Origin of the sequence: Saccharothrix sp. ALI-22-I, from assembly GCF_001984175.1 — a bacterium.
Classification (GTDB): Bacteria; Actinomycetota; Actinomycetes; order Mycobacteriales; family Pseudonocardiaceae; genus Actinosynnema.
The window spans coordinates 63,835-89,790 of record NZ_MTQP01000059.1; the positions used below are offsets into that span (position 1 = coordinate 63,835).

General features: G+C 72.3%; 23 protein-coding genes and 1 riboswitch. Of the genes, 16 read left to right on the forward strand and 7 right to left on the reverse strand.

What is annotated here, in order from left to right; all coding sequences use genetic code 11:
* The first annotated feature begins 213 nt into the window (after positions 1-213).
* The gene (locus ALI22I_RS18635; RefSeq protein ID WP_077006789.1) at positions 214-1,014 is read left to right on the forward strand and encodes an SAM-dependent methyltransferase; all 801 of its coding nucleotides are present in this window, start codon (positions 214-216) and stop codon (positions 1,012-1,014) included.
* 193 nt (positions 1,015-1,207) lie between these two features.
* Here ALI22I_RS18635 and ALI22I_RS18640 read toward each other — a convergent pair whose 3' ends face one another.
* Both ALI22I_RS18640 and ALI22I_RS18645 read right to left on the reverse strand, forming a co-directional pair.
* A complete protein-coding gene (locus tag ALI22I_RS18640; protein ID WP_077006790.1) occupies positions 1,208-3,142 on the reverse strand; it encodes a patatin-like phospholipase family protein in 1,935 nt (644 codons plus the stop codon).
* 66 nt (positions 3,143-3,208) lie between these two features.
* A complete protein-coding gene (locus ALI22I_RS18645; protein WP_083751846.1) occupies positions 3,209-4,141 on the reverse strand; it encodes an alpha/beta hydrolase in 933 nt (310 codons plus the stop codon).
* A 69-nt stretch (positions 4,142-4,210) separates the two neighbouring features.
* On the opposite strand from ALI22I_RS18645, the gene ALI22I_RS18650 reads away from it, so the two are divergent.
* The gene (locus ALI22I_RS18650) at positions 4,211-5,233 is read left to right on the forward strand and encodes a M48 family metallopeptidase (protein WP_077006791.1); all 1,023 of its coding nucleotides are present in this window, start codon (positions 4,211-4,213) and stop codon (positions 5,231-5,233) included.
* A 71-nt stretch (positions 5,234-5,304) separates the two neighbouring features.
* On the forward strand, positions 5,305-6,063 hold the full coding sequence (locus ALI22I_RS18655; protein ID WP_077006792.1) for a S1 family peptidase: 759 nt from the start codon (positions 5,305-5,307) through the stop codon (positions 6,061-6,063).
* A gap of 55 nt (positions 6,064-6,118) precedes the next feature.
* Here ALI22I_RS18655 and ALI22I_RS18660 read toward each other — a convergent pair whose 3' ends face one another.
* Positions 6,119-6,724, reverse strand: coding sequence for a LysE family translocator (locus tag ALI22I_RS18660; RefSeq protein ID WP_077006793.1), 606 nt, complete (start codon positions 6,722-6,724; stop codon positions 6,119-6,121).
* A 176-nt stretch (positions 6,725-6,900) separates the two neighbouring features.
* Here ALI22I_RS18660 and ALI22I_RS18665 point away from each other — a divergent pair, with 176 nt between their 5' ends.
* Complete coding sequence (locus ALI22I_RS18665; RefSeq protein WP_077006794.1) at positions 6,901-7,623, forward strand: S1 family peptidase; 723 nt, start codon at positions 6,901-6,903, stop codon at positions 7,621-7,623.
* A 20-nt stretch (positions 7,624-7,643) separates the two neighbouring features.
* Complete coding sequence (locus ALI22I_RS18670; RefSeq protein WP_077006795.1) at positions 7,644-8,102, forward strand: GNAT family N-acetyltransferase; 459 nt, start codon at positions 7,644-7,646, stop codon at positions 8,100-8,102.
* Here the strand turns inward: ALI22I_RS18670 and ALI22I_RS18675 are convergent.
* Positions 8,056-9,234 (reverse strand): 8-amino-7-oxononanoate synthase, encoded by a 1,179-nt coding sequence (locus ALI22I_RS18675; RefSeq protein ID WP_077006796.1) that lies wholly within the window; start codon positions 9,232-9,234, stop codon positions 8,056-8,058. The genes ALI22I_RS18670 and ALI22I_RS18675 overlap by 47 nt on opposite strands.
* Positions 9,235-9,270: 36 nt before the next feature.
* Between ALI22I_RS18675 and ALI22I_RS18680 the strand changes: the two genes are divergently transcribed.
* The 10 genes from ALI22I_RS18680 (at position 9,271) to cobA (ending at position 20,974) form a co-directional block, all read left to right on the forward strand.
* The gene (locus ALI22I_RS18680) at positions 9,271-10,491 is read left to right on the forward strand and encodes a cytochrome P450 (RefSeq protein WP_077006797.1); all 1,221 of its coding nucleotides are present in this window, start codon (positions 9,271-9,273) and stop codon (positions 10,489-10,491) included.
* A 36-nt stretch (positions 10,492-10,527) separates the two neighbouring features.
* Positions 10,528-10,645: riboswitch (cobalamin riboswitch) on the forward strand.
* Positions 10,646-10,681: 36 nt separating this feature from the next.
* Positions 10,682-12,658 carry a putative cobaltochelatase gene (locus ALI22I_RS18685; RefSeq protein ID WP_077006798.1) on the forward strand — a complete coding sequence of 659 codons (1,977 nt, stop codon included), beginning with the start codon at positions 10,682-10,684 and terminating at the stop codon, positions 12,656-12,658.
* Positions 12,659-12,668: 10 nt separating this feature from the next.
* Complete coding sequence (gene cobO / locus ALI22I_RS18690) at positions 12,669-13,283, forward strand: cob(I)yrinic acid a,c-diamide adenosyltransferase (protein ID WP_077006799.1); 615 nt, start codon at positions 12,669-12,671, stop codon at positions 13,281-13,283.
* Entirely contained in the window at positions 13,280-14,653 is a 1,374-nt protein-coding gene (locus ALI22I_RS18695) for a cobyrinate a,c-diamide synthase (RefSeq protein WP_083751848.1), read from the forward strand. Before cobO ends, ALI22I_RS18695 begins: the two co-directional genes overlap by 4 nt.
* 65 nt (positions 14,654-14,718) lie before the next feature.
* Positions 14,719-15,861: a cobalt-precorrin-4/precorrin-4 C(11)-methyltransferase gene (locus ALI22I_RS18700; RefSeq protein ID WP_077006801.1), complete on the forward strand. Its 1,143-nt coding sequence runs from the start codon at positions 14,719-14,721 to the stop codon at positions 15,859-15,861.
* Between the two features lies 1 nt (position 15,862).
* Positions 15,863-16,705, forward strand: coding sequence for a hypothetical protein (locus tag ALI22I_RS18705; protein ID WP_077006802.1), 843 nt, complete (start codon positions 15,863-15,865; stop codon positions 16,703-16,705).
* Positions 16,684-17,961: a cobalamin biosynthesis protein gene (locus ALI22I_RS18710; RefSeq protein WP_238598441.1), complete on the forward strand. Its 1,278-nt coding sequence runs from the start codon at positions 16,684-16,686 to the stop codon at positions 17,959-17,961. The genes ALI22I_RS18705 and ALI22I_RS18710 overlap by 22 nt, the downstream gene beginning before the upstream one ends.
* A gap of 105 nt (positions 17,962-18,066) precedes the next feature.
* Entirely contained in the window at positions 18,067-18,855 is a 789-nt protein-coding gene (locus ALI22I_RS18715) for a S1 family peptidase (RefSeq protein ID WP_077006803.1), read from the forward strand.
* A 112-nt stretch (positions 18,856-18,967) separates the two neighbouring features.
* The gene (locus ALI22I_RS18720; protein WP_077006804.1) at positions 18,968-19,699 is read left to right on the forward strand and encodes a PIG-L deacetylase family protein; all 732 of its coding nucleotides are present in this window, start codon (positions 18,968-18,970) and stop codon (positions 19,697-19,699) included.
* A 57-nt stretch (positions 19,700-19,756) separates the two neighbouring features.
* Positions 19,757-20,974 carry a uroporphyrinogen-III C-methyltransferase gene (gene cobA / locus ALI22I_RS18725; RefSeq protein WP_077006805.1) on the forward strand — a complete coding sequence of 406 codons (1,218 nt, stop codon included), beginning with the start codon at positions 19,757-19,759 and terminating at the stop codon, positions 20,972-20,974.
* Here the strand turns inward: cobA and ALI22I_RS18730 are convergent.
* On the reverse strand, positions 20,919-21,863 hold the full coding sequence (locus ALI22I_RS18730; protein ID WP_077006806.1) for a hypothetical protein: 945 nt from the start codon (positions 21,861-21,863) through the stop codon (positions 20,919-20,921). The two genes, cobA and ALI22I_RS18730, sit on opposite strands and share 56 nt — an antisense overlap.
* 163 nt (positions 21,864-22,026) lie before the next feature.
* On the opposite strand from ALI22I_RS18730, the gene ALI22I_RS18735 reads away from it, so the two are divergent.
* Positions 22,027-22,869, forward strand: coding sequence for an ArsR/SmtB family transcription factor (locus ALI22I_RS18735; protein ID WP_077006973.1), 843 nt, complete (start codon positions 22,027-22,029; stop codon positions 22,867-22,869).
* Positions 22,870-22,995: 126 nt separating this feature from the next.
* Here ALI22I_RS18735 and ALI22I_RS18740 read toward each other — a convergent pair whose 3' ends face one another.
* Together ALI22I_RS18740 and ALI22I_RS18745 are read right to left on the reverse strand one after the other, a co-directional pair.
* A complete protein-coding gene (locus ALI22I_RS18740; RefSeq protein ID WP_083751828.1) occupies positions 22,996-24,477 on the reverse strand; it encodes a DEAD/DEAH box helicase in 1,482 nt (493 codons plus the stop codon).
* Positions 24,478-24,905: 428 nt separating this feature from the next.
* Positions 24,906-25,874 carry a serine protein kinase RIO gene (locus ALI22I_RS18745; protein ID WP_077006808.1) on the reverse strand — a complete coding sequence of 323 codons (969 nt, stop codon included), beginning with the start codon at positions 25,872-25,874 and terminating at the stop codon, positions 24,906-24,908.
* Positions 25,875-25,956: the final 82 nt, after the last annotated feature.

Below are 25,956 nucleotides of genomic sequence, written 5' to 3' on the forward strand. Positions count from 1 at the left end.
GTTGGGGCTGCGCGGCGGACGTGGAGAAAGACCACAGTGGTGATCATGAGCGACTTGAGTGACCTCATCGTCCGGCTGTCCGCGTCAACGCCTCGGACCGCAGGTCAGCCGTTCGCGCGTGCGCCAGGGCCGGCACGAGCGCCCATTCGGGGGGTTGTGTCCGGTTTGTGACACCGGAACGATCACGCCGTCTACTGACGAGGAGATGTGCGCATGGAGCAGGCGAGCTGGGTCCCGTCCTCGGTGGACCTGGACCGGCCGAGCGCGGCCCGGATGTACGACTACTACCTGGGTGGGTCGCACAACTTCGCGGTCGACCGCGAGGCGGCCAAGTCGGTGGAGCAGATCTTCCCCGGCATGTCCGGCGCGGCGCGGGCGAACCGGTCGTTCCTCCGCCGGGCGGTGCGGTACCTGCTGTCGCAGGGCATCGACCAGTTCCTCGACCTGGGGTCGGGTATCCCGACCGTCGGCAACGTGCACGAGATCGCCCAGCAGACCAACCCGCAGGCGCGCGTCGTGTACGCCGACGTCGAGCCGGTCGCGGTCGCCCACAGCACCGCGCTGCTGGCGGACAACCCGGCCGCCATCGCGATCCAGGCCGACCTGCGCGACCCGGAGTCCGTGCTGGCCGACGCCGAGGTCCGCGCGATGCTCGACTTCGACCGGCCCATCGGCCTGCTGATGGTCGCCGTGCTGCACTTCGTGCCCGACGCCGACGAGCCGCACAAGGCGATCGCCCGGTACCGCGAGGAGATGGCACCCGGCAGTTTCCTGGCCATCTCGCACGGCAGCTGGGACGGCGTGTCGCAGGAAGGGCTGCAGAGCGGCGAGCAGGTCAACGCCATCTACCGCCGCACCGACAGCCCGCTGGTGCTCCGGACGGGCGAGGAGATCGCCGCCTTCTTCACCGGGATGGAGGTCGTGGAACCCGGCGTCGTGCCGCTGGCCGAATGGCGGCCGGACTCCGACGACGCCTTCATCAGCGCCTACGCCGGAGTGGGCCGCAAGGTCTGAATCCGGTACGCGGCACGCCTTTCCCGCTCGACGGTGACCACTATCTCAGTGCGGCGGGTGGTCGATCACGATGACGGGTGGTGTGCCGGCGTTCGTTCCGCCGCGTCATGTCGATCCGGCGCAGCGGCCGAGGCGGAATCTTCTGCACCGACCACCGGTCGGCACAGCGGCCTGAAAGTCGGTACCCGGTCGGTCATTCCGGTGGGATCAGGCGCAGGTCGGGGTCTACGGGTGGCTCGCCGTCGAACGGACCGTCGGGCACGGTGCCCAGCGCGTCCAGGGTGAGACCGATCTCCCTCGCGTGCGGGTCGGTGCTGGTCGGCGATGTGGTGAACCAGTCGTGCAGGTCCGCCGGTATCCGGTAGTGGGCGGTGAGGTCGCGGTACAGGTCGGCGCGTTCGTCGGCTTGGGCGGCGAGTTGTTGGTACTCGCGCATGGCCAGTCGCATCCGGATCCAGCGGTAGCGGTCGGTTTTGGTGGCGTTGTCCTCGGTGAAGCGGGTGCGCAGCAGGCGTCCTGCTTCCGCGCCGCGTTCGGCCAGGGCGAGGATCGTCTCCGGGCGCATGAACAGGTTCGTGCCGCCCTCCAGTGCGCCGACGCGGACGTGCGCGATGCGGCCGCGGTAGCCGGGCAGGGCGGACTGCATGGTGTCGCGCCAGCCGAGCATGGTGTCGAGGATCGCCGACGCGAAGTGCTGCACCAGGCCGATGCCGCGCCACGGTGTGCCGGCGGTGGACGCGTCCTGCTCGGGCAGCCAGACGTCCCGGTCGTCGCCCGGTGGGTAGGACTGGAGGCTCAGGCCGAACGTCGGCCAGCGCGGCAGCAGGTTGTCGAAGAAGTGGATCGGGAAGTTGCTGGTGATGCCGCCGTCGGAGAACCAGTGCACGCGCGGCTCCGGTTCGGCGCGCACCAGCGGCACCGCGGCGATCAGGCCCGGCAACGGCATGCTCATCCGCACAGCCAGCGCGACCGGCAGGTTCTCCGGCAACGCGTGGACGTTCTGATCGGGGTGGAGCGGGCAGCGGTGCTCCGTGGCGTTGTTGCCGAGCTTGTCGACGGTGCGTCGTGGCAGCACGTTCCTCAGGCACGTCGGGCAGAACAGCCACGCGTCGAGCGGTTCGGTGAACGGCAGCCGGTAGGGGCGGCCCTCGGACAGGTCCGTGGTCATCAGGACAAGGTTCGTGGTCAGGTCGGCGAACGTGAGGTCCGCGGTCCCGGACAGGTCGTCCAACCGGTCCGCGATCCAGTCGCTCAACGGCGGCACACCGGTCGACGCGGGCACCCCGCAGCGGCGGTCCCAGAAGCTCGGCTCGAACCCGCCCGTGCCCGGTATGAGTCCGAAGTGGACGGTGGTGGCCATCCGGTCCAGGAAGCGCTTGGCGCCCAGGCCGTACGTGACCGCGACCGCGCTGACGAACGCGAACCCGAGCACCAGCCACCACACCGCCGCGGTGGCCGCGCTCGCCAGGCTCTGCGCCGTCCACCGCGTGCTCGCCGCGACCGGGATGAGCGGGACGACGAGCAGCAGCGCGGTGCCGATCCGCCGCAGCCACGCGTCCCGGCCGTTCGGCAGCACTCTCAGCACGATCCCCGGCACGCCGATCAGCACCACGACCGTGAGCCCGATCAACACCCACGCAGGCGTGGCGCCCCACTCGATCGTGTGAAACCAGAGCGTCGGCCCGACGAGCCACAACGCCGACGCCAGCGCGAGGAACACCCGCGCCCGCCACCCGATCGCACCCAACAAGGCCAGCAACATGCAGGTCAACGCGCTGCGGCCGGTCGAGTCGCGGCGTTGCATCGAGGCCGCCACGATCCGGTACAGCTTGCGGGTGTGCTCGCTGGGTTGGAACAGCTGCGCCATCCGCCAGCCCGGCGCGGCGAACCAGTCGATGATCTCCTTGAGCTTGCGGAAGCCGTCCTGGTCGCGCCCCTTCTCGGCGGCGGCGGTGAACGCGGCGCCGATGGCCCCCACCGAGGAACCACCCAACGACCGGAAGCGGTAGTGCCCGGCCAACTCCACGACCGCCCACGGGTAGACGACACCACTGGTCGTCCCGCCCCGCATGGTCAGGTCGCAGTACCGGTTGAAGTCCTCGGCCATGGCGAACCTCCCGGAGTCCATGATCTCCCCGCGCCGGGTGCATGGCGCTAGACCGATCGGTTGTTCACCGAGGATTCGCGGTGCGTGTCACACGAGGTCCAGGAACTCGTCGACCTCGGCCAGCGCCCGCCTGCGCACCGATTCGGCGGACAGGAACAGGTCGTGCATGCCGCCCTCGACGGTCACGATCGACACCTTCCCGCCGATCTTCGGCGCCCACCGCCGCATGTGCTCCACGTCCAGCACGGTGTCCACGGTCATCGTCTCGGGTGTCCACCGCTTGGCGTGCAGGAGGCTGCGGGCCGAGCGGAGCAGCAGGACGGGCACCCGGACGTCCAGACCGCGGTGCACCCTGGCGTGGCCGCGGCGGATCGCGCGCAGCCACCCGGCGTGCACCGGGAACGCCTCCAGGGGCTTCCACGTCGTGTCGAAATCCCACTCGCCGTGGTGGTCGCGGTGGATGCTCTCGCCGTACACCGGGCCCATACCGGGCTTGAGCACCAGTCGCGGCACGAACCGGCCGACACCGCGGATCACCGCCGTGCCGACGGTCCGCAGCAGCCACGGTTCGGCGAGGTCGAGCCAAGGGCTGTTGAGCACCAACGCGTCCAGCACGTTGTCCGAACGCCGGTCGTGCGCCCACAGACTGGTGATCAGACCACCGGTCGAGTGACCCATCACGATCAGGTGGCGGTGGCCGTCCTCCTCGCGGATCACCCGCACCGCCGCGTCGAGCTCCTCGAAGTGCTCGGCCAGGTCGGTCACGTAGTTGGCGACCTGGCCGGGCTTGAGGGACCGGCCGTACGCGCGCAGGTCGATGGCGTAGAAGTCGAAGCCGCGCGCGGTGAAGTGCTCGGCGACGTGGCGCTGGAAGAAGTAGTCCGCGAAGCCGTGCACGTACAGCACCGCGCCGCGGGTGGCGGGCTGCGCGCGGCGCCGGACCAGGGTGGCGGTGGTGTCCCCGCCACCCAGGGGCAGCGTGCGGGTTGCGTAGTCGGTGCCGAGCACGTCTGCGTTCACCCGGTCAGTGTGCACGCCGATTCGTCCATTAGGGGAGAGGCGGGTGGCGGGTCGTGGCACTGTGGATGTATGAGCAGCGAGGAGATCGAACGGTCGACCGCGCGTGTGCGATTCCCCGGCATCAGCCCGCGGGCGTACGAGCACCCGGTCGACAGGGGGGCGTTGGCGGTCTTGCGCGCGGTGCCGGGGATCGGCCCCGTGTTGCAGGCGGTGGCGGGTGCGTTCACCGAGCGGGGTGAGCGGTTGGGCTACCTGGCGTCGAGCATCAGGGTGGGCCCGAAGCAGTACCCGGAGCTGGATCGGCTCCGGCTGGAGACGGCGGCGACGCTGGACGTGGACCCGGTTCCGGAGCTGTTCGTGCGCCGCGACCCGGTGCCGAACGCCATGACGTTGGGCATCGACAAGCCGTTCATCGTGCTGACCACGGGTCTGATCGACCTGCTGGACGCGGAGGGGCTGCGGTTCGCGATCGGGCACGAGATGGGGCACGTGCTGTCCGGTCACGCGCTCTACCAGACGATCCTGCAACGGCTGATGCAGTTGCAGTACGGCCTGGGCTGGATGCCGGTCGGCTACTGGGCGATCCGCGCGGTCATCGCGGCGCTGTGCGAGTGGTACCGCAAGACGGAGCTGACCTGCGACCGCGCCGGCCTGCTGTGCGTGCAGGACCCGTCCGCCGCGCTGCGCGTGCACGTGGCCATGGCGGGCGGCATGGACCTCACCCAGGTCGACACGACCGAGTTCCTGAAGCAGGCCAAGGAGTACGAGCAGGTCGACGACGTGCGCGACAGCGTGCTCAAGCTCATCAAGACGTGGCCGCTGACGCACCCGCTGGCCGTGGTGCGCGCCGCGGAGCTGCAGAAGTGGGCGGCGAGCGAGGACTACCGCGCCATCCTGACCGGTGAGTACCCGCGGCGCGAAGACGATCGCCCGACCGGGTCGTTCACCGAGGACATCAAGTCGGCGGCCCGCTCCTACAAGGAGTCCGCGTCCCAGTCCGAGGACCCGCTGATGAAGGTGTTCAACGAGTTCGGCGACGTGCTGGCGGGCGCGGCGGGCAAGGTGCGGGAGAAGTTCACCGGGGCGAACTAGGCTGATTGGCTCAGCGGATTCGGCTGTTCTGGCTAACCTCCTCCTGACGCCTTTGATCAGGAGGAGGGGCGATGCGGCTTGCCGCGTTGTTGATGACGTTGTTGATGGCTCTCGCGGGTACCGCCACGGCGGAGCAACGCGTGGACGGCCGTGTGGTGGGTGGTGAACGGGTGTCGATCGAGGAGCACCCGTGGATGGTGTACCTGGCGGACTCCAACGGGTTCCAGTTCTGCGGCGGCACGCTGGTGGCGCCGACCAAGGTGGTCACCGCCGCCCACTGCGCGACCGGTCGGACGCTCAAGAACACACGGGTCGTGGTGGGCCGCGAGGACAAGACGAGCAACGAAGGCCAGGTCGTGCGGCTCGCCGACATCTGGATCCACCCCGAGTTCCTGGCGGCGGACCAGGGCGCGGACGTCGCGGTGCTGACGTTGCGCGACGAGGTGGACGGCAAGCCGCTGCCGCTCGCCGGTCCGGACGACGACGAGCTCTACGTGCCGGGCACGAACGGTCTGGTGCTGGGCTGGGGGCGGACGAGCGAGCAGGGCGCGACGTCCCGGTACCTGATGGGCGCGACCGTGCCGGTGATGGCGGACGCCGACTGCCTCGAGGCCTACCTCCAGTACGACGCGGAGGAGATGACGTGCGCCGGCTTCCCGGAGGGCGGCGTGGACACCTGTCAGGGTGATTCCGGCGGCCCGTTCGTGGCCGGCGGGAAGCTGATCGGTGTCACCTCGTGGGGTGAAGGTTGTGCCCGGAAGGACAAGCCGGGCATCTACAGCAAGATCGCGGTCTACTACGCCGCGCTTGAGGAGCAGGTGGGCAGCTGACTTGAGCGGTGTGCGGACCCTCGGGCCTCGGGGGTCCGCACACCGGGCTTCGGGGCTAGAGCACGAGCCCGATCGACATGGTCAGGAACACCGCCGCGCACACCGCGTCCAACGCCGTGGTCACGCCGGGACGGCGCAGCGACCCGGCGACGCGCGCCGCGGCCACCACGATCGTCAGCTCCCACAGCGCGGCCAGCCCGAGGAACACCGCGGCCAGCATCCCGAGCTGGAACGCCGGGTCGCCGTCGCCGATGAACTGCGGCAGGAACGCCAGCGAGAACAGCAGCATCTTCGGGTTGGTGATGTTGGTCAGGAACCCCTGCCGGAACGGCCGGGGCGCGACCGCCACCGCCTCGCCGGAGGAGCGCCGCAGCAGCCCGCGCGTGATCGACACCGCCAGGTAGAGCAGGTACGCCGCGCCGATCCAGCGCAGGCCGGTCAGCACGGTCGGGTAGCGGGCGATCACCACGCCCAGGCCCGAGATCACCAGCGCCACCTGCACGAAGGCCGCGGTGTGGATACCGGCCAACGCGAGCATTCCGGCTCGGGTGCCGGACCGCATCGAGGTGCGCAGCAGGAGGAAGGCGTCCACGCCCGGCGTCAGCACGACCACCGCGCACGCGATCAGGAACGCCGGGAGCTGGGTGAAGTCCAGGTGCATGGGAACCCCCCTCGTGATCCGGACAGATTGTCGTGATCTGCCTCACTGGCCGTTGAATCTTCGGTACCAAAGCATCGTAACAACAGATTTTACGGTTTCGATACCCCGCTGACACGCGATGCGCCGTTCCGCTACGGTCGGTGCCCGTTCGGCCACACGTCGTAGAAAGGTGCTCCATGCGCATCAGCGCGCCGGTCTTCGCCGTCCTCGTGCTGGTCCTGTCCGCGCTGCCCGCGAACGCGATCGTGGGCGGACGGGAGGCGCCCGTGACGCCGTGGGCGGTGGCGCTGTTCGACGCGGCGGGCAACTTCTTCTGCGGCGGCGCGCTGATCGCCCCGGACAAGGTCGTCACCGCCGCGCACTGCACGGTCGAGCGCACCGCCTTCGGCGTCCGGGACCGGCCGCCGGCCGACCTGACCGCGGTCGCCGGTCGCGCCAGGCTCGACACCGGGGCCGGTCGCGCGGTGCAGGTCGCCGCGATCTGGCGGCACCCGGACTTCACCGACGTGTCCGCCGGGCACGACGTGGCCACGCTGACCCTCGCCGCCGCGCTGCCGTACCGGCCGATCCGGATCGCCGACGCCGGGCCGGGCGCGGCGAAGGTCTACGGCTGGGGCCGGACCGGTGAGCTGCGCGCGCCGAGCCGGACGCTGCACGAGGTCGAGGTGCCGATCCGCACGGACGCCGAGTGCGCCGCCGACATCCCCGACTACCGGCCGGGCGGGATGCTGTGCGCGGGCTACCCGGAGGGCGGCAAGGACGCCTGCGAGGGCGACTCCGGCGGCCCGCTCACCGTGGCCGGCGAGTTGGTGGGCGTCGTCTCCTACGGTCGCGGCTGCGCGCGACCCGACCAGCCCGGCGTCTACACCCGGCTGAGCCGGTACCGGGACCGAATCTGAGACTGTGGTACCAAAGTCGGGTGCGCTCACACCAGTACCCGGCGACGCTGCGCCGGCAGTGGTCGGCCGATTTGACGACCGACCAGCTCTACGCCGTGCTCAAGCTGCGCTGCGAGGTGTTCGTGGTGGAGCAGAACGTCGTCTACCCGGAGCTGGACGGCCGTGACCTGGAGCCGGGCACCCGGCACTTCTGGCTGGAGGGGGATGGTTCCGACCGACCGGAGGCGTACCTGCGGTTGTTGGAGGAGCCCGACGGGACGTTCCGCATCGGCCGGGTCTGCACGGCCCGCGCCGCCCGCGGTCGCGGTTACAGCCGTCGGCTGATGGAGGCGGCGCTGGCCGAGGTGGGCCAGGTGGCGTGCGTGCTGGACGCGCAGACCTACGTGGCCGACTTCTACGCCTCGTTCGGGTTCGAGCCGCAAGGCCCGGAGTTCATGGACGACGGGATACCGCACCTGCCGATGCGCCGGTCTCCGTGATCACCCGCACGGCCCTTTCGACCTCGCCCTCGGACAGGTCGGCGCGGGCGGTGAGCCGCAGCCGGGAGATCCGGTCGGGCACCGACGGCGGCCGGAAGCAGCCGACGAGCACGCCCTGGGCGCGGCACGCCTCGGCCCAGTCGAACGCCGCCTCGGCTGACGGGGCCTGCACCGACACGACCGCCGCGGTCGGCGTGCTGACCCGCAACCCGGCCTCCTTCAACCGGAACGCGAGGTCCTGAGCGACCTCCCGGGCGCGCGCGGGCCGTTCCGGCTCCTCCCGCAGCACCTTCAACGCGGCCAGTGACGCCGCCGTGCTGGCGGGGGAGAGCCCGGTGTCGAAGATGAACGTGCGCGCGGTGTCGATCAGGTGCCTGATCACCCGGCTGGGACCGAGCACCGCGCCGCCCTGCGCGCCGAGCGATTTGGACAGCGTCACCGTGGTCACCACATCGGGTGCCTTCGCCAGGCCCGCCGCGTGCACCGAGCCGCGTCCGCCGTCGCCGAGGACACCGAGGCCGTGCGCGTCGTCCACGATCAGCGCGGCGTCGTGCTCACGGCAGGCGGCGGCCAGTTCGGCCAGCGGCGCGAGGTCGCCGTCCACGGAGAACACCGAGTCGGTGACGACCAGCGCCCGCCGCTTGCCGCGCGTGGACAGGGCGTGCGTGACCTGCGGGACGTCGCAGTGCCCGGCCACCACCACGTCCGCTTTGGACAGCCGGGTGCCGTCGATCAGGGAGGCGTGGATGTGCTGGTCGGCCACGATCGCGGTGCCCGGACCGGACAACGCGGTCAGCGCGCCGAGGTTGGCCGCGTAGCCCGACGAGAACACCAGCGCCGACTGCGCGCCGCAGAAGTTCGCGAGTTCGTACTCCAGTTCGGTGTGCAGGTCGGTGGAGCCGGTGACCAGCCGCGACCCGGTCGATCCCGCGCCCCAGCGCAGGGAGGCGGCCGCGGCGGCGCCGGTCACCCGCTTGTCGCGGGCCAGGCCGAGGTAGTCGTTCGACGCCAGGTCGAGGTTCGTCGAGTCGGCCGGGCGGGGCCGCAGCCGGCGCGCCAGACCGGCTTTCGCGCGGGCTTCGGCACGCGTGTCGATCCAGTCGAACACCGATTCACCTGTGCGCACACTCACGCCGGCAGTGTCGCATCCGGCCGCTACCGTGCCGGCGTGGACCTCTTCCAGCCAGGGCCGGCCGACCTGCGCTCGTTGCGGGAGGACGCGCCGGTCCACCGGGACGAGCGCACCGGGTTGTGGCTGGTCAGCCGCTACGACGACGTGCGCGCCGTGCTGGCCGACCCGCGCCGGTTCCACCCGGACAACGCGTTGACCGCGGTGGTGCCGATTCCCGGCCCGGTGCTGCGGGTGCTGGCCCGCGCGGGGTTCTCGCTGCCGCCGACGTTGGCCAACAACGGCACCGACACGCACGCCGACCTGCGGCGACTGGTCGCCCGGTTCCTCACGCCGGCGCGGGTCGCGGCGATGGCGCCGCGGATCGCGCAGTTGACCGAGGAGCGGCTGGAGCGGCTGAGCGGTGGTGGGGCCGACCTGCACCCGGCGTTGGCCCGCGACCTGCCGGCGATCGTGCTGCTGGAGGTCATGGGGATAAGGGATGTGGACGTCGAGGCTTTGAAGGCGTGGAGCACGGCGTCGTTGGAGCTGTTCTGGGGTGATGTGACGGTGCAGCGGCAGCACGAGCTGGCCGGGCCCGCTGCCGCGTTCCACCAGTGGTTGACCGCCCGGATCAAGGCCGCCGACCCGCGCGGTGACGACCTGTTCGGCGCGTTGCGGGCGCAGGACGTGCCGATCCGGGACGCGGCCGGGCTCTGCTACTTCCTGCTGATCGCGGGGCAGGAGACGACGACCCAGCTGCTGTGCGCGGCGTTCCACGCGGTGCTGCGGCACGGTCTGTGGTCCAGGTTGCGCGAACCCGGTATGGCCGCGGCGTGTGTGGAAGAGGTGCTGCGGCGGGATCCGCCGGTGAACACGTGGCGGCGGATCACCGCCGAGCCGGTCACCCTCTCCGGTGTGGACATCCCGGCGGGCGCGCCGTTGCTGCTGATGCTCGCGGGCAGTGGGTCCGACCCGGAGGTGTTCGGTGAGCCTGAGCGGTTCTGCCCGGCCCGGCCGAACGCCCGCAAGCACCTGGCGTTCGGCTACGGCAGGCACTTCTGCCTCGGTGCGGGCCTGGCCCGGCTGGAGGCGGAGGTGGTGCTGCGGGAGACCGCGCGGCGGTTCCCGAACCTGCGCCTGGCCTCGACCGAACCGCCGCCGATGCTGGGGCTGCTGTCGTTCCGGGCGCCGTTGAGCGTGGTGGTGGAGCTAGGGGACCACCGCGGGCCGCACCCGTCTCGGGACGAGAGGGTGATCACGTTCACCCCAGCGGGCTGACCGAGGACTTGGAGCCTGTCGATCGAAGTGCGACGATGCCCAGGCTGTAGAGGGGGTGCGCGAGGAAGCCGGTGCGAATCCGGCACGGTCCCGCCACTGTGACCGGGCCTTGGGATCCGGGAGTCAGGAACTCGACCCCCGACTCATCGACCGGACACGGGCGTGGACACCCGAGGAAGGACACCGCCGCATGGGCGCGCGTTTCCCCTTTTCCGCTGTCGTCGGACATGACGACCTCCGCACTGCTCTGCTGCTCAACGCCGTGCACCCCGGTATCGGCGGGGTGCTCGTCCGAGGTGAGAAGGGGACCGCGAAGTCGACCGTGGTCCGCGCGCTCGCCGCGCTGCTCCCCGGGCTGGACGTGGTGCCGGGCTGCCGGTTCGGCTGCGACCCGGCGGTGTCGACCGACTGCCCGGACGGGCCGCACGGCCACGGTTCGGAACGGCGCGCGGCCCGGCTGGTGGAGCTGCCGGTCGGCGCGACCGAGGACCGGTTGATCGGCTCGCTCGACCTGGAACGCGCGCTCACCGAAGGCGTCCGCGCCTACCAGCCGGGTCTGCTGGCCGCCGCGCACCGGGGCGTGCTGTACGTGGACGAAGTGAACCTGCTGCACGACCACCTCGTGGACCTGCTGCTCGACGCCGCCGCCATGGGCCGCGCGCACGTCGAGCGTGAAGGCGTATCCGTGTCGCACGCCGCATCGTTCCTCCTGGTGGGCACCATGAACCCGGAGGAGGGCGAGTTGCGCCCCCAGCTGCTGGACCGCTTCGGCCTCACGGTCGCGGTCCGTGCCGCCCGGGACGTGCCGACCCGCGCCGAGGTCGTGCGGCGGCGGTTGGCCTACGAAGCCGACCCCGAGGGGTTCGCCGCCCGCTGGGAGGGCGAGGACGCGGAGCTGGCGCGGCGGATCGTCGCCGCTCGCGACCGGTTGAAGGACGTGGTGCTGCCCGATTCTGAACTGCGCCGCATCGCCGGGATCTGCGCGGCGTTCGAGGTGGACGGGATGCGCGCGGACCTGGTGGTCGCCCGCACCGCCACCGCGCACGCCGCCTGGCGCGGTGTCGCCGAGGTGGCCGAGCAGGACGTGGAGGCGGCGGTCCGGCTGGCGTTGCCGCACCGCAAGCGCCGCGACCCGTTCGACGAGCCGGGGCTGGAGGAGGAGCAGCTCGACGACGCCATGCGGCAGGGCGCGGAAGCCGCTCAGGAACCCGAGGACGGCCCGGAAGGACCGGACGGGCCCGACGGTCCGGAAGGGCCGGAGGGTCCGGACGATGATGGTGGTTCGTCGTTGCCCGGTGAGCCGTCGGAGTCCACTCCGGACGGTAAGGGGTCCGGTTCGGCCGAACGGTCGCACGCGCCGGCGCCCCCGTTCCGCGCCCGGTTGTTGCAGGTCCCAGGGGTCGGCGAGGGTGCGCCGGGCAAGCGGTCGCGCGCCCGTGCCCGCACCGGGCGGGTGGTCCGGTCGTCCACTGTGGACGGCGCGGGCCTGCACCTGATCGGCACGCTGGGCGCGGCGGCGCCGCACCAGACCGCGCGGGGACGCAGCGGTCCCGGCCTGGAGTTGCGCGGGGCGGACCTGCGGCTGTCCGTGCGCGAGGGCAAGGAGGGCAACCTCGTGCTGTTCGTGGTCGACGCGTCCGGCTCCATGGCCGCCCGGCAGCGCATGTCGGCGGTCAGCGGCGCGGTGATCTCCCTGCTGCGCGACGCCTACCAGCGGCGCGACAAGGTCGGCGTGGTGACGTTCCGGGGCCGGGAGGCCCACGTCGCCCTGCCGCCCACGAACTCGGTGGACGCGGCCGCGGCCCGGCTGCGCGACCTGCGCACCGGCGGCCGGACCCCGTTGGCCGACGGTCTGCTCCGCGCCCGCCGCGTGCTGGAGACCGAACGGGTCCGCGACCCGCGCCGCCGTCCGCTGCTGGTGCTGCTCACCGACGGCCGGGCGACGGCCACCGGCACGGGCGGTGACCCGATGCGTGACGCGCTGCGCGCGGCCGGGCTGCTGGCCGCCGACCGGGTGGCGTCGGTCGTGGTCGACTGCGAGCACGGCCCGGTCCGGCTCGGCTTGGCCGCACGGGTGGCCGGCGCGCTGGAAGCGGCGTGCCTGCGCCTGGAAGAACTGTCCGCCGACCAGGTCGCCGGCGTCGTGCGCGCCGCACGAGCCGCGTAGGAGCGTCGAAATGCCCCAAGGTCAACCGGCCGTCGTCCCGAACGACGGCCTGAGCACCAGGCAGCGCCGCAACCGGCCGCTGGTCGTGCTGCACACCGGCGAGATGAAGGGCAAGTCGACCGCCGCGTTCGGTCTCGCCCTGCGCGGCTGGAACCAGGGCTGGTCCATCGGCGTCTTCCAGTTCGTGAAATCGGCGAAGTGGAAGGTCGGCGAGGAGTCGGCGTTCCGCGCGCTGGGCCGGCTGCACGAGCAGACCGGCGAAGGCGGCCCGGTCGAGTGGCACAAGATGGGCGAGGGCTGGTCCTGGACCCGCAAGCAGGGCACCGAGGACGACCACGCCGCCGCTGCGCGCGAGGGCTGGCAGGAGATCTCCCGCCGGCTGGCGAGCGGGCAGCACGGCCTGTACGTGCTGGACGAATTCACCTATCCGATGCACTGGGGTTGGGTGGACGTGGACGAGGTCGTGCAAACTCTGCGCGACCGGCCCGGCCACCAGCACGTGGTGATCACCGGCCGGTACGCGCCGGAGAAGCTCGTCGAGGCCGCCGACCTGGTGGTGGAGATGACCAAGGTCAAGCACCCGATGGACGCGGGCCAGAAGGGGCAGAAGGGGATCGAGTGGTGAACCGGCTGGTGGTCGCCGCGCCCGCGTCGGGCAGCGGCAAGACCACCGTGGCCACCGGCCTGATGGCGGCGCTGCGCCGCGCGGGCGACAAGGTCGCCCCGTTCAAGGTCGGCCCGGACTACATCGACCCCGGCTACCACTCGGTGGCCACCGGCCAGCCGGGCCGCAACCTCGACCCGGTCATGGTCGGCGAGCACCGGGTGGCGAGCCTGTTCGCGCACGGCGCCCGCGGCTGCGACCTGGCCGTGGTGGAAGGCGTGATGGGCCTGTTCGACGGGCGGGTGGACACCGAGGGCATCGGGTCCACCGCGCACGTCGCCAAGCTGCTGTCCGCGCCCGTGCTGTTCGTGGTCGACGCCCGCGGCCAGAGCCGCAGCCTGGCCGCCCTGCTGCACGGGTTCCGCGGCTACGACCCGACCGTGCGGCTCGGCGGGGTGGTGCTCAACCAGGTCGGTTCCGCCCGGCACGAGCACGTGCTGCGCGGCGCGTGCGCCGAGGTCGGCCTGGAAGTGCTCGGCGTGCTGCCGCGCGACGACCGGTTCGCGCTGCCGTCCCGGCACCTCGGCCTGGTCACCGCCGCCGAGCACGGACCGGCCGCCACCGCCGCCGTGGACGCCATCGCCGAAGCGGTCGCCCGGCACGTCGACCTGGACGCGGTGCGCCGGCTCGCCGCCGAGGTGCCCGCCATGGCCGTGCCCACGTGGAACCCGCACGCCGAGGTCGAGGCGGTCACGGGCACGCCGACGATCGCCGTCGCGGGCGGCGCGGCGTTCACCTTCGGCTATGCCGAGCAGGTCGAACTGCTGGAGGCGGCGGGCGCGGACGTCGTCGTGGTCGACCCGCTGCGCGACGAGGCCCTCCCCGACGGCACGGCCGGCCTGGTGCTGCCCGGCGGGTTCCCCGAGCAGCACGCCGCCGAGCTGTCCGCCAACGAGAAGCTGCGCGCCGCCGTCACCGCCCTGGCCCGCGGCGGCGCGCCCGTGCACGCCGAGTGCGGCGGCCTGCTGTACCTGGCGAAATCCCTGGACGGCGCGCCGATGTGCGGCGTGATCGACGCGGACGGCGCGATGACACCCCGCCTCACCCTCGGCTACCGCGACGCCGTCGCACCGCAGGACTCGGTGCTGGCCCGCGCGGGCACCCGGATCACCGGCCACGAGTTCCACCGCACCGCGCTCAGCGTCCCGCACGGCGCGAAACCGGCCTGGCAGTGGCGCGGCCACGACCTGCGCCCGGTGGCCGAGGGTTTCGTGCTCGGCCGCGTGCACGCTTCGTACCTGCACACGCACCCGGCGTCCGCACCGGAGGTCGTCACCCGCTTCGTCCGGGCGTGCGCGACCGGGCCGGTTCGGTGCGAGGCCACTCGTTAGTGGATCGTGCTCGCGCGGTACGGTCCTGGCCCAGCAAGCCGAACACGTCGTGGGGAGCAGTTGTGATGACTGGTCGGGTCTCCTTCGTGGGTGCCGGTCCCGGCGCCGCCGATCTCATCACCGTGCGCGGCGCGAAGCGGATAGCCGAGGCCGACGTCGTGCTGTGGGCGCCCAGCGTCGTGGAGGCCGAGTGCGTGCGTGAGCACGCCCGCCCCGACGCCGAGCTGGTCGACTTCTCCCGGGTCGCCGAGTCCGATGTGGTCGAGGTGTACCGGCGGGCGTCGGCGGGCAAGCTCAAGGTGGTGCGGCTGCTCGCGGGCGACCCGGCGCTGTGGGGCGGCCTGCGCGACCAGCAGGACGCGTGCCAGCGGCTCGGTCTGGAGACCGACGTCGTGCCCGGCGTGTCCCAGCTGTCCGCCGCGGCGGCCTCCGTCGGCCGTGAGCTGACCACTTCGGACGTCGCCCAGTCGCTGCTGCTGGTCGGTCCCGAGACCGCCGAGCACGTCCGGGAGTTCGCCGCGCACGGCACCACGATGGCGATCTCCGCGTCGGCCGCGCGCACCGGCCTGCTGGTCGATCAGCTGCGCGCCGGCGGTTACGCCGACGACACGCCGATCGTGGTGGCCTACAAGGTTTCGCTGCCCGACGAGACGATCGCGCAGACCACGCTGGGCGAGCTGGAGGCCTGCGTCAAGGAGCACAAGCTCTACCGCACCACCCTGTTCCTGGTCGGCAAGGTGCTCGCGCAGCCCGCGTCCCGCCGCCGTTCCCCGGTGGTCGAGGGCGACGAGCCGGTGCGCCGGGTCGCGCGGCCGTCGAAGTGGTCGAAGCGGGCGAGCCGGCCGGTGGTGAAGTCGGTGTCGGGCACGGAGTCGGCGGTGGCCAAGTCGCCGTCGCACGCCGCGTGGTCGGCGGTGCACGACTGGCAGGAGACGGCGCGCACCAAGCGCACCGCGCAGCCGAAGCCGAAGGTCGAACCGGTGGCCGAGCCGGTGCTGGAACTGGTCGCCGACGTGGTGGTCGAGGCGGCAGTGCCGGTCGAGGGGGAAAGGCCGGTCGAACCGGCGCCGGCCGAGGCGGAGACCAAGCCGAAGCCGAAGCCGGTGGTCGCCGCCGCCGCGAAGCGCAAGCCGACCACCGTTCAGGCGAGCACGACGCCGCGCAGGCCGGCCGCCGCGCGGACCAAGAAGAACAAGCGCGTCAACTGACATGGACGTCGTCGCGCTGCACCGGTTCGTCACCGAGGCCGGCCGCTCCTGGGCCGGGGTGACCGTCGTGGACGCCGAGGAGCACGGCTCGCGGCACGCGCTGAACGTGTGCCGCGCACGGCCCGCCGTGGTGGTCTCCGGCGCCGACCCCGCCGAACTGGCCCGCGGCCTGGCCGGGTGGCGGCGCACGCTGGTCGTCGAATCCGCCACCGGTCTGTCCACTGTGGACCCGGCGGACGCGGTGGCGCGACCGTGGACCGAACCGGGCGCGATCCTGTGCCTGGCGGAGCAGAACTTCGCACCCACCCCCGACGGCTGGGCGCTGCCCGACGACGATTTCGCGCACCGCGACGGCATGATCGCCGTCGCCGAGGTGCGGGCGCTGGTGCTGGCCCGGCTCGCCCCCCGCCCCGGCGTGCTGATCTGGGACGTCGGCGCCGGTCCCGGTGCGATCGGGGTGGAGTGCGCCCGGCTCGGCGCGGCGGTCGTCGCGGTGGAACGCGACCCGGTGCAGTGCGTGCGGATCATCGCCAACGCCTCCGCGCACGGCGTGGACGTGCGGGTGGTGGAGGCCGAGCTGAGCGAGGCCGGCGAGCTGCCCCGCCCGGACGCGGTGTTCGTCGGTGGCGGTGGCGTGGACGTCGTGCGCCGGTGCGTGCAGGCGGGCGCCGGGAGGGTCGTGGTGGCGACCGCCGACCTGGACCGCGTGGTGCCCGCGCGGGACGCGCTGCTGGCGGCCGGTTACGAGGTCGAGGGCAGCCAGCTGACCGCCGCGCGGCTGACCGGTGGGACGTTGCTGGCCACCAACCCGGTGACCGTGCTGTGGGGGAGGCGGAAGGCGTGATCGGGGTGTTCGCCGCCGGCGAGCGCGGGCGGCGGGCCGCGGTCGAGTTGGCCGGGTTCCTCGGGCCGGACGCGGTGGTGCCGGACGGGCCGGTCGGACCCGCGTTGCGCGCCCTGTGGCCGCGGCTGGGGTCGGCGGTGTTCTTCCTCGGCACGGAGGCGGCCGTGCGGCTGGTCGCGCCGCTGCTGCGGGACGAGCGTGCCGATCCGGGCGTGGTGTGCGTGGACGGCGGGTTCGCCGTGGCGCTGCTGGGCGGCGCGGACGCGTTGGCCGAACGGATCGCCGACGTGCTCGGCACGCAGGCGGTGACCACGTCGGCGTCGGCGGACTCGCCGCTGGACGAGCTGGTGGAGCTGCTGGACGCCACCGTGGAGGGCGACCTGGCCGCGTGCGGCGAGGCGATGCGGCTGGGTGAGCCGGTGCTGCTGGCCAACCCGCTCGGGTTCCCGCTGCCCGCTCTGCCGGACAACGTGGTCGCAGCGGGCCACGAGACGGCGTGGACCGTGCTGGTGGACGACCGCGTGCCCAAGGGACCGCCGAAGGACCACGTGGTGCGGGTCGTGCCGCGCACGCTCGTCGTCGGCGTCGGGTCCAGCACGGGGGTGTCCTCGTCGGCCGTGTCGGCGGCGTTGGCGCAGCTGGAGGAGGAGCGCGGCCTGGACCTGCGCGCCATCCGGGCGTTCGCCACGCTGGACCGCAAGATCGCCGAGCCCGGTATCGCGGACGCGTTGGAGGACTGGGGTTTCTGGCACGACTCGACCACCGCGCCGCTGATGTCCTACCCCGGCGAGGAGCTGGCGGTGATCCCGGTGCCGAACCCGGCGGATCTCGCCATCGGCATCCCCAGCGTGGCCGAGGCGGCGGCGTTGCGCGGCGCGATGGAGCTGTCCGGCGGCGGGCGGGTGGAGATCGCGGCGGAGAAGGTGAAGGGCGCCGGCGTGACCGTCGCCGCCGCCCGCGTGCTGCCGCGCGGCCGGTTGGCGCTGGTGGGCCTGGGCCCGGGTGACGCCGACGAACGCACGCCGCGCGCCGAGGCCGAGTTGCGGCGGGCGTCGGTCGTGGTCGGCAGCGCCGAGTGCGTGGCGCAGGTGCGGCACCTGCTGCGGCCCGGTACGCGGGTGCGGGCCGACGGCGCGGTCCGGTTGGCCGAGGAAGGCGCGGCGGTGGCGTTCGTGGACGTGGGGGCCGGGCCGGTTGTTGCGGGGCCGATTCGTGCGGATGTCATCCGCGTGACTGGTGTCACTCGTCAACTGTGAAGTCGACCAGGCCCTTCGAAAGGCGGTTGTCGGTTTCGTCGCCGTGGTCCTAGCTGGGAGGTGCGCGCCGCGACACGGCGCGTTCCCTGCCCTGGAAGGATCGACATGGCGAAAACCCTGCATCGCCTGATCACCGCGTTGGCCATGGCCGTGGCCGCGGTCGGTCTGATGACCGTCGCACCCGCCTCGGCCGACACCTCCGACACCGGCGTGTCGCCGTTCATCGTCGGCGGTTCCCGCGTCTCCACCAGCACCTACCCGTGGGTGGTGTACCTGACCAGCAGCTCCGGCAGCCAGTTCTGCGGCGGCACGCTGGTCCGCGCCAACAAGGTCGTCACCGCCGCGCACTGCGTGGTGGGGCGCACCGCGTCCAACACCCGCGTGGTGCACGGCCGCGACGACAAGCAGAGCACCGCGGGCCGCGTGGTCACGGTGTCCTCGATCTGGCGGCACCCCAGCTACAGCACCGCGACCTCCGGCTACGACGTCGCGGTGATCACGCTGGCCAGCAGCATCAGCTCCACCTACCTGCCGCTGGCCACCCCGTCCGACACCGCGCTGTACGCGGCGGGCACGAGTGCCCGGATCTACGGCTGGGGCACCACGTCGTCCGGCGGCTCGGCGTCCCGCTACCTGCTGGGCGCGACCGTGCCGGTGACGTCCGACGCCACCTGCCGGAGCGCGTACTCGCAGTACAGCTCGACCTCGATGGTGTGCGCCGGCTACCCGAACGGTGGCACGGACACCTGCCAGGGTGACTCCGGTGGCCCGCTGGTCGCGGGCGGCAAGCTCATCGGCGCCACCTCGTGGGGCAACGGGTGCGCCCTCGCCGGCTACCCCGGCGTGTACGCCCGGATCTCCACGTACTACAACACGATCACCGCTCAGCTGTAATCACCCGTGACGTGTCCACGACCGGGTGGTTTCCCGGTCGTGGGCACGTGCGGTGTCACCTGTTGGAGCAAGGCCGTGGGCGCGGAGATCGAGGAGGCGTAGCGTCGGCGCCATGTCGGACCAGCAACGTACGGCGGACCTGGAGCCGGTGCCGGAGGACTGGGAGCGGGCGTTGGCGGTGGTGGCCCACCCCGACGACCTGGAGTACGGGGCGTCCGGCGCGATCGCGCGCTGGACGTCGCAGGGCAAGCACGTCGCGTACGTGCTGGCCAGCCAGGGTGAGGCGGGGATCGACACGCTGTCGCCCGAGGAGACCGGGCCGCTGCGGGTGCGCGAGCAGATCGCCAGTGCCGCCGTGGTGGGCGTGGACGTGGTCGAATTCCTCGACCACCCCGACGGGGTGATCGAGTACGGCCTGCCCCTGCGCCGCGATATCGCCGCCGCGATCCGCCGGCACCGCCCCGAGGTGGTGATCACCGGCAACCACCACCCGACGTTCCCCGGCGGGTTCCTCAACATGGCCGACCACCGGGTCGTCGGCCAGGCCGTCATCGACGCCGTCCGGGACGCCGCCAACCGCTGGGTGTTCCGCGACCTCGACCAGGAGCCGTGGGGCGGTGTGCGGTTCGTCGCGGTCAGCGGCTCGCCGCACGCCGGGCACGCGGTGGACCTGACCGACACGTTCGACCTGGGTGTGGCGTCGCTGCGGGAGCACAAGGCGTACCTGGCGGCGTTGAGCGGCGACATGGCCGACCCGGAGGTGTTCCTGCGCGAGGCGGCCGAGCGGACGGGCGCCCGGTTCGGCGGCCGGCTCGCCGCCGCGTTCGAGGTTCTCGTGATGTGAGGCACCCGGGAAGCACCCGGGTTTGACCGGGCATGGCTGGTGTGGATGCTTCTACCCATGCACGGTGAACAGCACTACCTCGTGGGCCTGGACCTGACCGGGCGTCGGGTCGTCGTCGTGGGCGGCGGCACGGTTGCGCAGCGCAGGCTGCCCAGGCTGGTCGCGGCGGGCGCCCGGGTCGAGGTGATCTCGCCCGAGGTGACCCCGTCCGTCCAGGGCATCGTGGACGGCGGTGAAGCGACCTGGCACGCCCGCGAGTACGCCGACGGCGACCTGGACGGCGCCTGGTACGTGCTGGCTTGCACTTCTTCCCCCGAGGTGAACGCCAAGGTCACCGCCGACGCCGAGGAACGCCGCGTGTTCTGCGTGCGCGCCGACGTCGCCGTGAAGGGCACCGCCGTGACGCCCGCCGTCGGCGAGCACGACGGCCTGCTGCTCGGTGTCCTCGCCGGCGGCCAGCACCGCCGTTCGGCGAGCGTGCGGGACGGGCTGCTGTCGGCGCTGCGCGACGGCTCCATCGCCGACCACCACGACCAGCCGGCCGGCGTGGCCCTGGTCGGCGGCGGCCCCGGCGACCCGGACCTGATCACCGTGCGCGGACGCCGGCTGTTGGCCAGGGCGGACGTCGTGGTGGCCGACCGGCTGGCGCCCCGTGAACTGCTGGACGAACTGCCGCCGCACGTCGAGGTCGTGGACGCGGCGAAGATCCCGTACGGGCGGGCCGCGACCCAGGACTTCATCAACACCACGCTCGTCGAGCACGCCAAGTCCGGCAAGTTCGTGGTCCGCCTCAAGGGCGGTGACCCGTACGTGTTCGGCCGGGGCTTCGAGGAGCTGATCGCGTGCGCCGAGGCGGGCGTGCCGGTCACCGTCGTGCCCGGCGTGACCAGCGCGTTCGGTGTGCCCGCGCTGGCGGACGTGCCGGTGACGCACCGGGGCGTGGCGCACGAGGTGGTGGTCGTGTCCGGCCACGTCGCGCCGGACGACCCGAGGTCGCTGGTCGACTGGTCGGCGCTGGCCCGGCTGAGCGGCACGATCGTGATCCTCATGGGTGTGGAGCGGGCGGCGGAGTTCGCGGACGCACTCATGACCGGACGTCCGGGCGACACCCCGGTGTCGGTGATCCAGGAGGGCAGCACGAGGACCCAGAAGGTCGTGCAGTCCACGCTGAGCTCACTGGCCGCCGACATCGCCGAGCACGGCATCCGCCCGCCCGCGATCATCGTTGCGGGACCGGTTGCCGGACTGGCGAAACAACTGCCGTTCCGCTCCTGAGCGCCCACCCCGCCCCGGCGGCGACGACCACGACGAGCCCGCCCAGTGCGGCCCACGTCGTGCCGCCGGGGTGGATCAGCGCCTCACCGCGCAACGCCTGCCAGGTGAGCAGCGCGAGCAGCCCCAGGTACCCGAGGGCGGTCACGCCGACCAGGCGGGTGCGGACCCGTTCGGCCAACCCGAGCGCGGCCAGGCCCAACGCCAGCAGGACCATCACCTGGAGCCCGTGCATCCCGACGAAGTGCGGGACGCGCACGTCACCGCCGGTGGTGCTCCACCCGGTCAGCGGCATCCCGGGGCCGCCGTCGGGCACGCCGACGCTGTGCCCGGTGACCAACTCGACCGACCTGCCCTCGGCGTCCACCGCGGTGGTCCGCTTGCCGGGCTGGAAGACCATCAGGTAGCCGGTGAACATGCCCAGGACCGCCAGCCACAGCCCGCTGCGCACGGCCCACCGGACGTCCCGCGTCCCGAAGCGCTGGAACGACAGCACGAGTGCCAGCACGACGTTGGCCAGGAACATCGCCGGGATCGCGGTGCCGAAGGTGAACTGCAGGACCAGGTTCAGCGGGTCGTCGGAGGTGTTGTAGTGGGTGAACATGCCCCGTGACGCCTGGACCGCGATCAGCCCCACTTCCATGAACATGATCGCCGCGATCGTGGTGGCCGCGCCGGACGTCCACCGCCGCCCCTTGTGCGGCAACGACAGCATCCACGACAGCGTCGCCGAGTAGACCGCCAGCGACACCGCGAACTTCAACGGCTTCGCCCACACCGACGACCCTTGCAGCACCCGCCCGTCCAACAGCAGCGCCACCGCGCACCCCACCGCACCCACCGCCATCACCACGGCCAACCAGAGGGTGGGCCGGTGCCACGTCTTCGTCATGGCACAAGCCTCGGCCGGCGCGCCGTCAAGATCACTGGTGCGGGCACGACACCTCGGGTAGGGCAGGCCCTGCCTCCGGACGCCGTACCGCGTTGCCTGCCGTACCGCCTTGTCTGCCGTGCCGCGTTGTCGCCGGATGACACGATGAGGTGTGGCGGTCTGGGTGAGGCTCGCCGGCGTGGGGCTGGCGAAGGTCCGGTTCGCCTACTCGCCGGTGTTCGAGACGGTGATGGCGGTGGACGGGTTGCGCAACCCCGGCGCGCACGCCGTGCACCTGCCGTGGGTGCGGTGGGCGCGGGAACGGGTGGACGGGATTCCCGGCCTGGACACGTTGTCGGCCCGGCTGGAAGGCCCGGTGAAACCGGCCGACCTGATGCCCGTGCCGGACAGCCGGATACCCGACCTGGACGCCGAACTGCGGCACGTCGCGCAACCGGAGGCGGACGTCATCCGGCGCTGCCACGACCGGCTCATCGCGCCGCACTGGAAGCGGATCGCCGCCGTGCTCGAAGCCGATATCGCGGCGCGGGCGGCGACGTTGGCCGACAAGGGCGTAGAGGCGGTGTTCCACGACCTGCACCCCGAGGTGACGTGGGCGGACGGCGAACTGGTCCTGCACCGCAAGCCCGAGCACCGGGTGGACCTGGCCGAACACGGTCTCGTGCTGTGCCCCAGCGTGTTCTGCTGGCCGAAGGCGTGGATCGCGCTCGACCCCGTCGGCCAAGGCGTGCTGCGCTACCCGGCGCGCGGCATCGGCACGCTGTGGGAAGAACGCGAGACACCGCACGACCTGGCCGCCCTGATCGGCCGCACCCGCGCCCACCTGCTCACGCTGCTCGCGGCACCGAAGAGCACGACCGACCTGGCGGCGGCGCTCGGCGTCACGGCCGGTGCGGTCTCACAGCACATCGGTGTGCTGCGGGCGGCTCGGCTGGTGACCACTCGGCGGGAAGGCCGACACGTCCTGCACATGCGCACGACCCGCGCCGACGCGCTCATGAGCTGAGCCCGGCACAGCGAGCCCAGGACGTCCCGGAACGACAAAGCAGGGGTCCCCGCCAAGGGGACCCCTGCTTTTATCCTGCCAGAAGGGTCTGACAATTCCGGGCGTCAGACCCCTCGGACCGGTGAACTAGTGCTGCGGCACCCGGCGAGGGCGACCCGACGAGCTGCTGCGGTCACGGTCGAAACGGCCGCCGCGGAAACCGCCGGCACCGGTGCTGCCGCTGCCGCCACTGCGCCGCGGACCGCCGCCACCGCCGCCGCGACGAGCGCGGACCGGCACCTCGGGCTCGACCACGGGGATGCCGCTGGGCACCCGCGCGCCGGTGATGCGGACCAGGTCCTCGTCACCGGGACGGACCTTGGTCGACGTCGGACGGATACCCGCCCGCGTGGTCAGACCCACCACGGCACGCCGCTGGTCGTGCGTGACCAGCGTGACGACCGTCCCGGACTGACCGGCCCGCGCGGTGCGCCCGGCCCGGTGCAGGTAGTCCTTCGGGTCGGCCGGCGGGTCGACGTGCACGACGAGGCTCACGTCGTCCACGTGGATACCGCGCGCCGCCACGTCCGTGGCGATCAGCACCGGCATGGTGCCCTCGCGGAACTGGCCGAGCACCCGCGTGCGCGCGCTCTGCGCCTTGCCACCGTGCAACGCGCCGGCGTGCACGCCCATCGACCGCAGCTTCTTGGCCAACCGGTCCACGTGGTGCTTGGTGCGCACGAACATGATCGTGCGGCCCTCGCGCGCGGCGACCTCGGTGACCACGTTCTGCTTGTCCTCGGCGGACACGAACAGCAGGTGGTGTTCCATCGTGGTGACGCTGCCCGTGGGCGGCGAGACCGAGTGGACCACCGGGTCGTGCAGGTACTGGCGGACCAGCTTGTCCACGTCGCCGTCCAGCGTCGCGGAGAACAGCAGCCGCTGGCCGTTCTGCGGGGTCAGGTCGAGGATCGCCCGGACCTGCGGCATGAAGCCCATGTCCGCCATCTGGTCGGCCTCGTCCAACGCGGTGAACATCACCTCGGACAGGTCGGCCGTGCCCTGGCGGACGTGGTCGGACAACCGGCCGGGGGTGGCGATCAGCAGGTCGACACCACGGCGCAGCGCGTCGATCTGACGCGGGAACGACGTGCCGCCGACGACCGTGCGGCACCACAGGCCCAGCGAACGGGCGAACGGGTTGAGGGCTTCCTCGACCTGCATCGCCAGCTCACGGGTGGGCACCAGCACCAGGGCGCGCGGCTTCAACGGCTTGGCGCGACCGCCCGCGAGGCGGGACAGCAGGGCCAGGCCGAACGCCAGCGTCTTGCCGGAGCCGGTCTGACCGCGACCGAGCAGGTCACGGCCGGCCATCGCGTCCGGCAGCGTGGCCGCCTGGATCGGGAACGGCTCGGTGATGCCGGCCGCGGTGAGCGCGCCCAGCAGCTCTTCGGAGAGACCCAGCTCCGCGAACGAGGGCAGCGGGCCCTCGGGCATGGTGCTCTCGACGTGGTCGGGGATGGTGGTCGTCAGCTCCACGCTGGAAGCGGGACGACGGTTGCCCTGGCCTGGGCGCCTGTTACTGCGGGGCTTGCGGAACTGCGGGCGCTCGGAACGGCCTTGGGACATTGTCGGCAAAACAAACCTCCGGGACACGGCACGTCTCGAGGATTGCTCTGCTCAGCAGGCGCGATCGCGGGGACGGGCCCGGCGCGCGGTCGCGCCGATAGTGGTTGGGAAGCACCACCGGCCACTCTGGCGGCCTGGGGCACTCTGTGGCGCCACCGGGCGGTGCACCACTCAGTCTAGCTGATCACGGGGCGGAGTTCGGCATCCTGGCGGTGTTCTCGCGCACACGTGTGGCGAACGGGGCGATCCCGTGCGCCACGCCGATGACCACATGGAACCACAAAAGCGCACGTGACGACGGTTTACGGGACTCCGGCGCGGTCGAGTTGACGAAGTGCGCACGAACCGAACGCCTGGCCACCACGATCCGGACGGGGGTGGCCAGGCGTCCGCGATCAGCAAATTCACCTCGATCGGGTGAACTTCGATCACCGCAGTCCCGCGACGTCCAACAGCATCCCGGTGACCTCCAGCGGCTCGGCCAGCTCCGGCGGCAGACCGCGCCCGGTGAACCAACCGGCGACGTTGCGCACGTCCCGCTCCAGGAACTCCGGCCCGCGCGGGTTCGCCACCAGGTCCACCACCTGCGGCAGGTCGATCACGACCAGCCGCCCGTCGTGCACCATCAGGTTGAACGCCGACAAGTCGCCGTGCGCCAGACCCGCGGACGCCATCACGCTCAGCGCGTCCACCAGCTGCCGCCACAACACCAGCAACTCGTCCGGCTCCGGCCGCAACTGCGCCAACCGCGGCGCCGCCGCACCATCCGTGCCGACGAACTCCAACAGCAACTCGGTGCCGTCACGCTGCACCGGGTACGGCACCGGAGCGCCCATCTGCCAGAGCTTCGCCAACGCGGCGAACTCCGCCACCGCCCACTGCTCGGCGATGAGGTTGCGGCCGAACGCGCTGCGGGTCGCCATCGCGCGCATCTCCCGCGACCGCCGCATCCGACGGCCTTCCAGGTAGCCCGCGTCCCGGTGGAACAGCCGGTGATCGTTGCTGCGGTACCGCTTCGCCGCCATCAGGCACGCCCGATCGGTACCGGGCAACGCGCGTTCCAGCAGGAAGACGTCCGCCTCCTTGCCGGTCTTCACGATGCCCAACTCCCGGTCCACCGCGGCCAGGTCGGTGACCAGCCACGACGGGTGGGGCTTCGGCCCCTGGTCGGCATCGCCCCAGGTGGACCACCGATCACCGTCCGGCGGGACGTCCGCGTCGACCGCGTCCTCCCGCATCTGGGCGAGGCGGTCCTTGGCCTCTTCGGTGAGCCGGCCACGACGGCCCGGATCGACACCGGCGCCACGGCGCGGCTTGGCCTTCTTGGCCTGCCACCGCAAGTCGTCGGCGTGGTCGTAATCGGATTCGAACTCTGCGTACTGATCGTGCTCGCGCACTGGATGGGCTCCAGGTGAAGTGGGGTGATCGCCCCACCCGGCGCGGTGTGGTCCTTCGCGTCAGGCGAGTGGGGCGTGCGGA

Coding starts and splice junctions, on each gene's coding strand:
- ALI22I_RS18635 (WP_077006789.1), top strand. CDS start 214: ATGGAGCAGGCGAGCTGGGTCCCGTCCTCGGTGGACCTGGACCGGCCG.
- ALI22I_RS18685 (WP_077006798.1), top strand. CDS start 10,682: ATGGGCGCGCGTTTCCCCTTTTCCGCTGTCGTCGGACATGACGACCTC.
- cobA (WP_077006805.1), top strand. CDS start 19,757: ATGCACGGTGAACAGCACTACCTCGTGGGCCTGGACCTGACCGGGCGT.
- ALI22I_RS18700 (WP_077006801.1), top strand. CDS start 14,719: ATGACTGGTCGGGTCTCCTTCGTGGGTGCCGGTCCCGGCGCCGCCGAT.
- ALI22I_RS18740 (WP_083751828.1), bottom strand. CDS start 24,477: ATGTCCCAAGGCCGTTCCGAGCGCCCGCAGTTCCGCAAGCCCCGCAGT.
- ALI22I_RS18660 (WP_077006793.1), bottom strand. CDS start 6,724: ATGCACCTGGACTTCACCCAGCTCCCGGCGTTCCTGATCGCGTGCGCG.
- ALI22I_RS18655 (WP_077006792.1), top strand. CDS start 5,305: ATGCGGCTTGCCGCGTTGTTGATGACGTTGTTGATGGCTCTCGCGGGT.
- ALI22I_RS18640 (WP_077006790.1), bottom strand. CDS start 3,142: ATGGACTCCGGGAGGTTCGCCATGGCCGAGGACTTCAACCGGTACTGC.
- ALI22I_RS18650 (WP_077006791.1), top strand. CDS start 4,211: ATGAGCAGCGAGGAGATCGAACGGTCGACCGCGCGTGTGCGATTCCCC.
- cobO (WP_077006799.1), top strand. CDS start 12,669: ATGCCCCAAGGTCAACCGGCCGTCGTCCCGAACGACGGCCTGAGCACC.
- ALI22I_RS18665 (WP_077006794.1), top strand. CDS start 6,901: ATGCGCATCAGCGCGCCGGTCTTCGCCGTCCTCGTGCTGGTCCTGTCC.
- ALI22I_RS18720 (WP_077006804.1), top strand. CDS start 18,968: ATGTCGGACCAGCAACGTACGGCGGACCTGGAGCCGGTGCCGGAGGAC.
- ALI22I_RS18730 (WP_077006806.1), bottom strand. CDS start 21,863: ATGACGAAGACGTGGCACCGGCCCACCCTCTGGTTGGCCGTGGTGATG.
- ALI22I_RS18715 (WP_077006803.1), top strand. CDS start 18,067: ATGGCGAAAACCCTGCATCGCCTGATCACCGCGTTGGCCATGGCCGTG.
- ALI22I_RS18705 (WP_077006802.1), top strand. CDS start 15,863: ATGGACGTCGTCGCGCTGCACCGGTTCGTCACCGAGGCCGGCCGCTCC.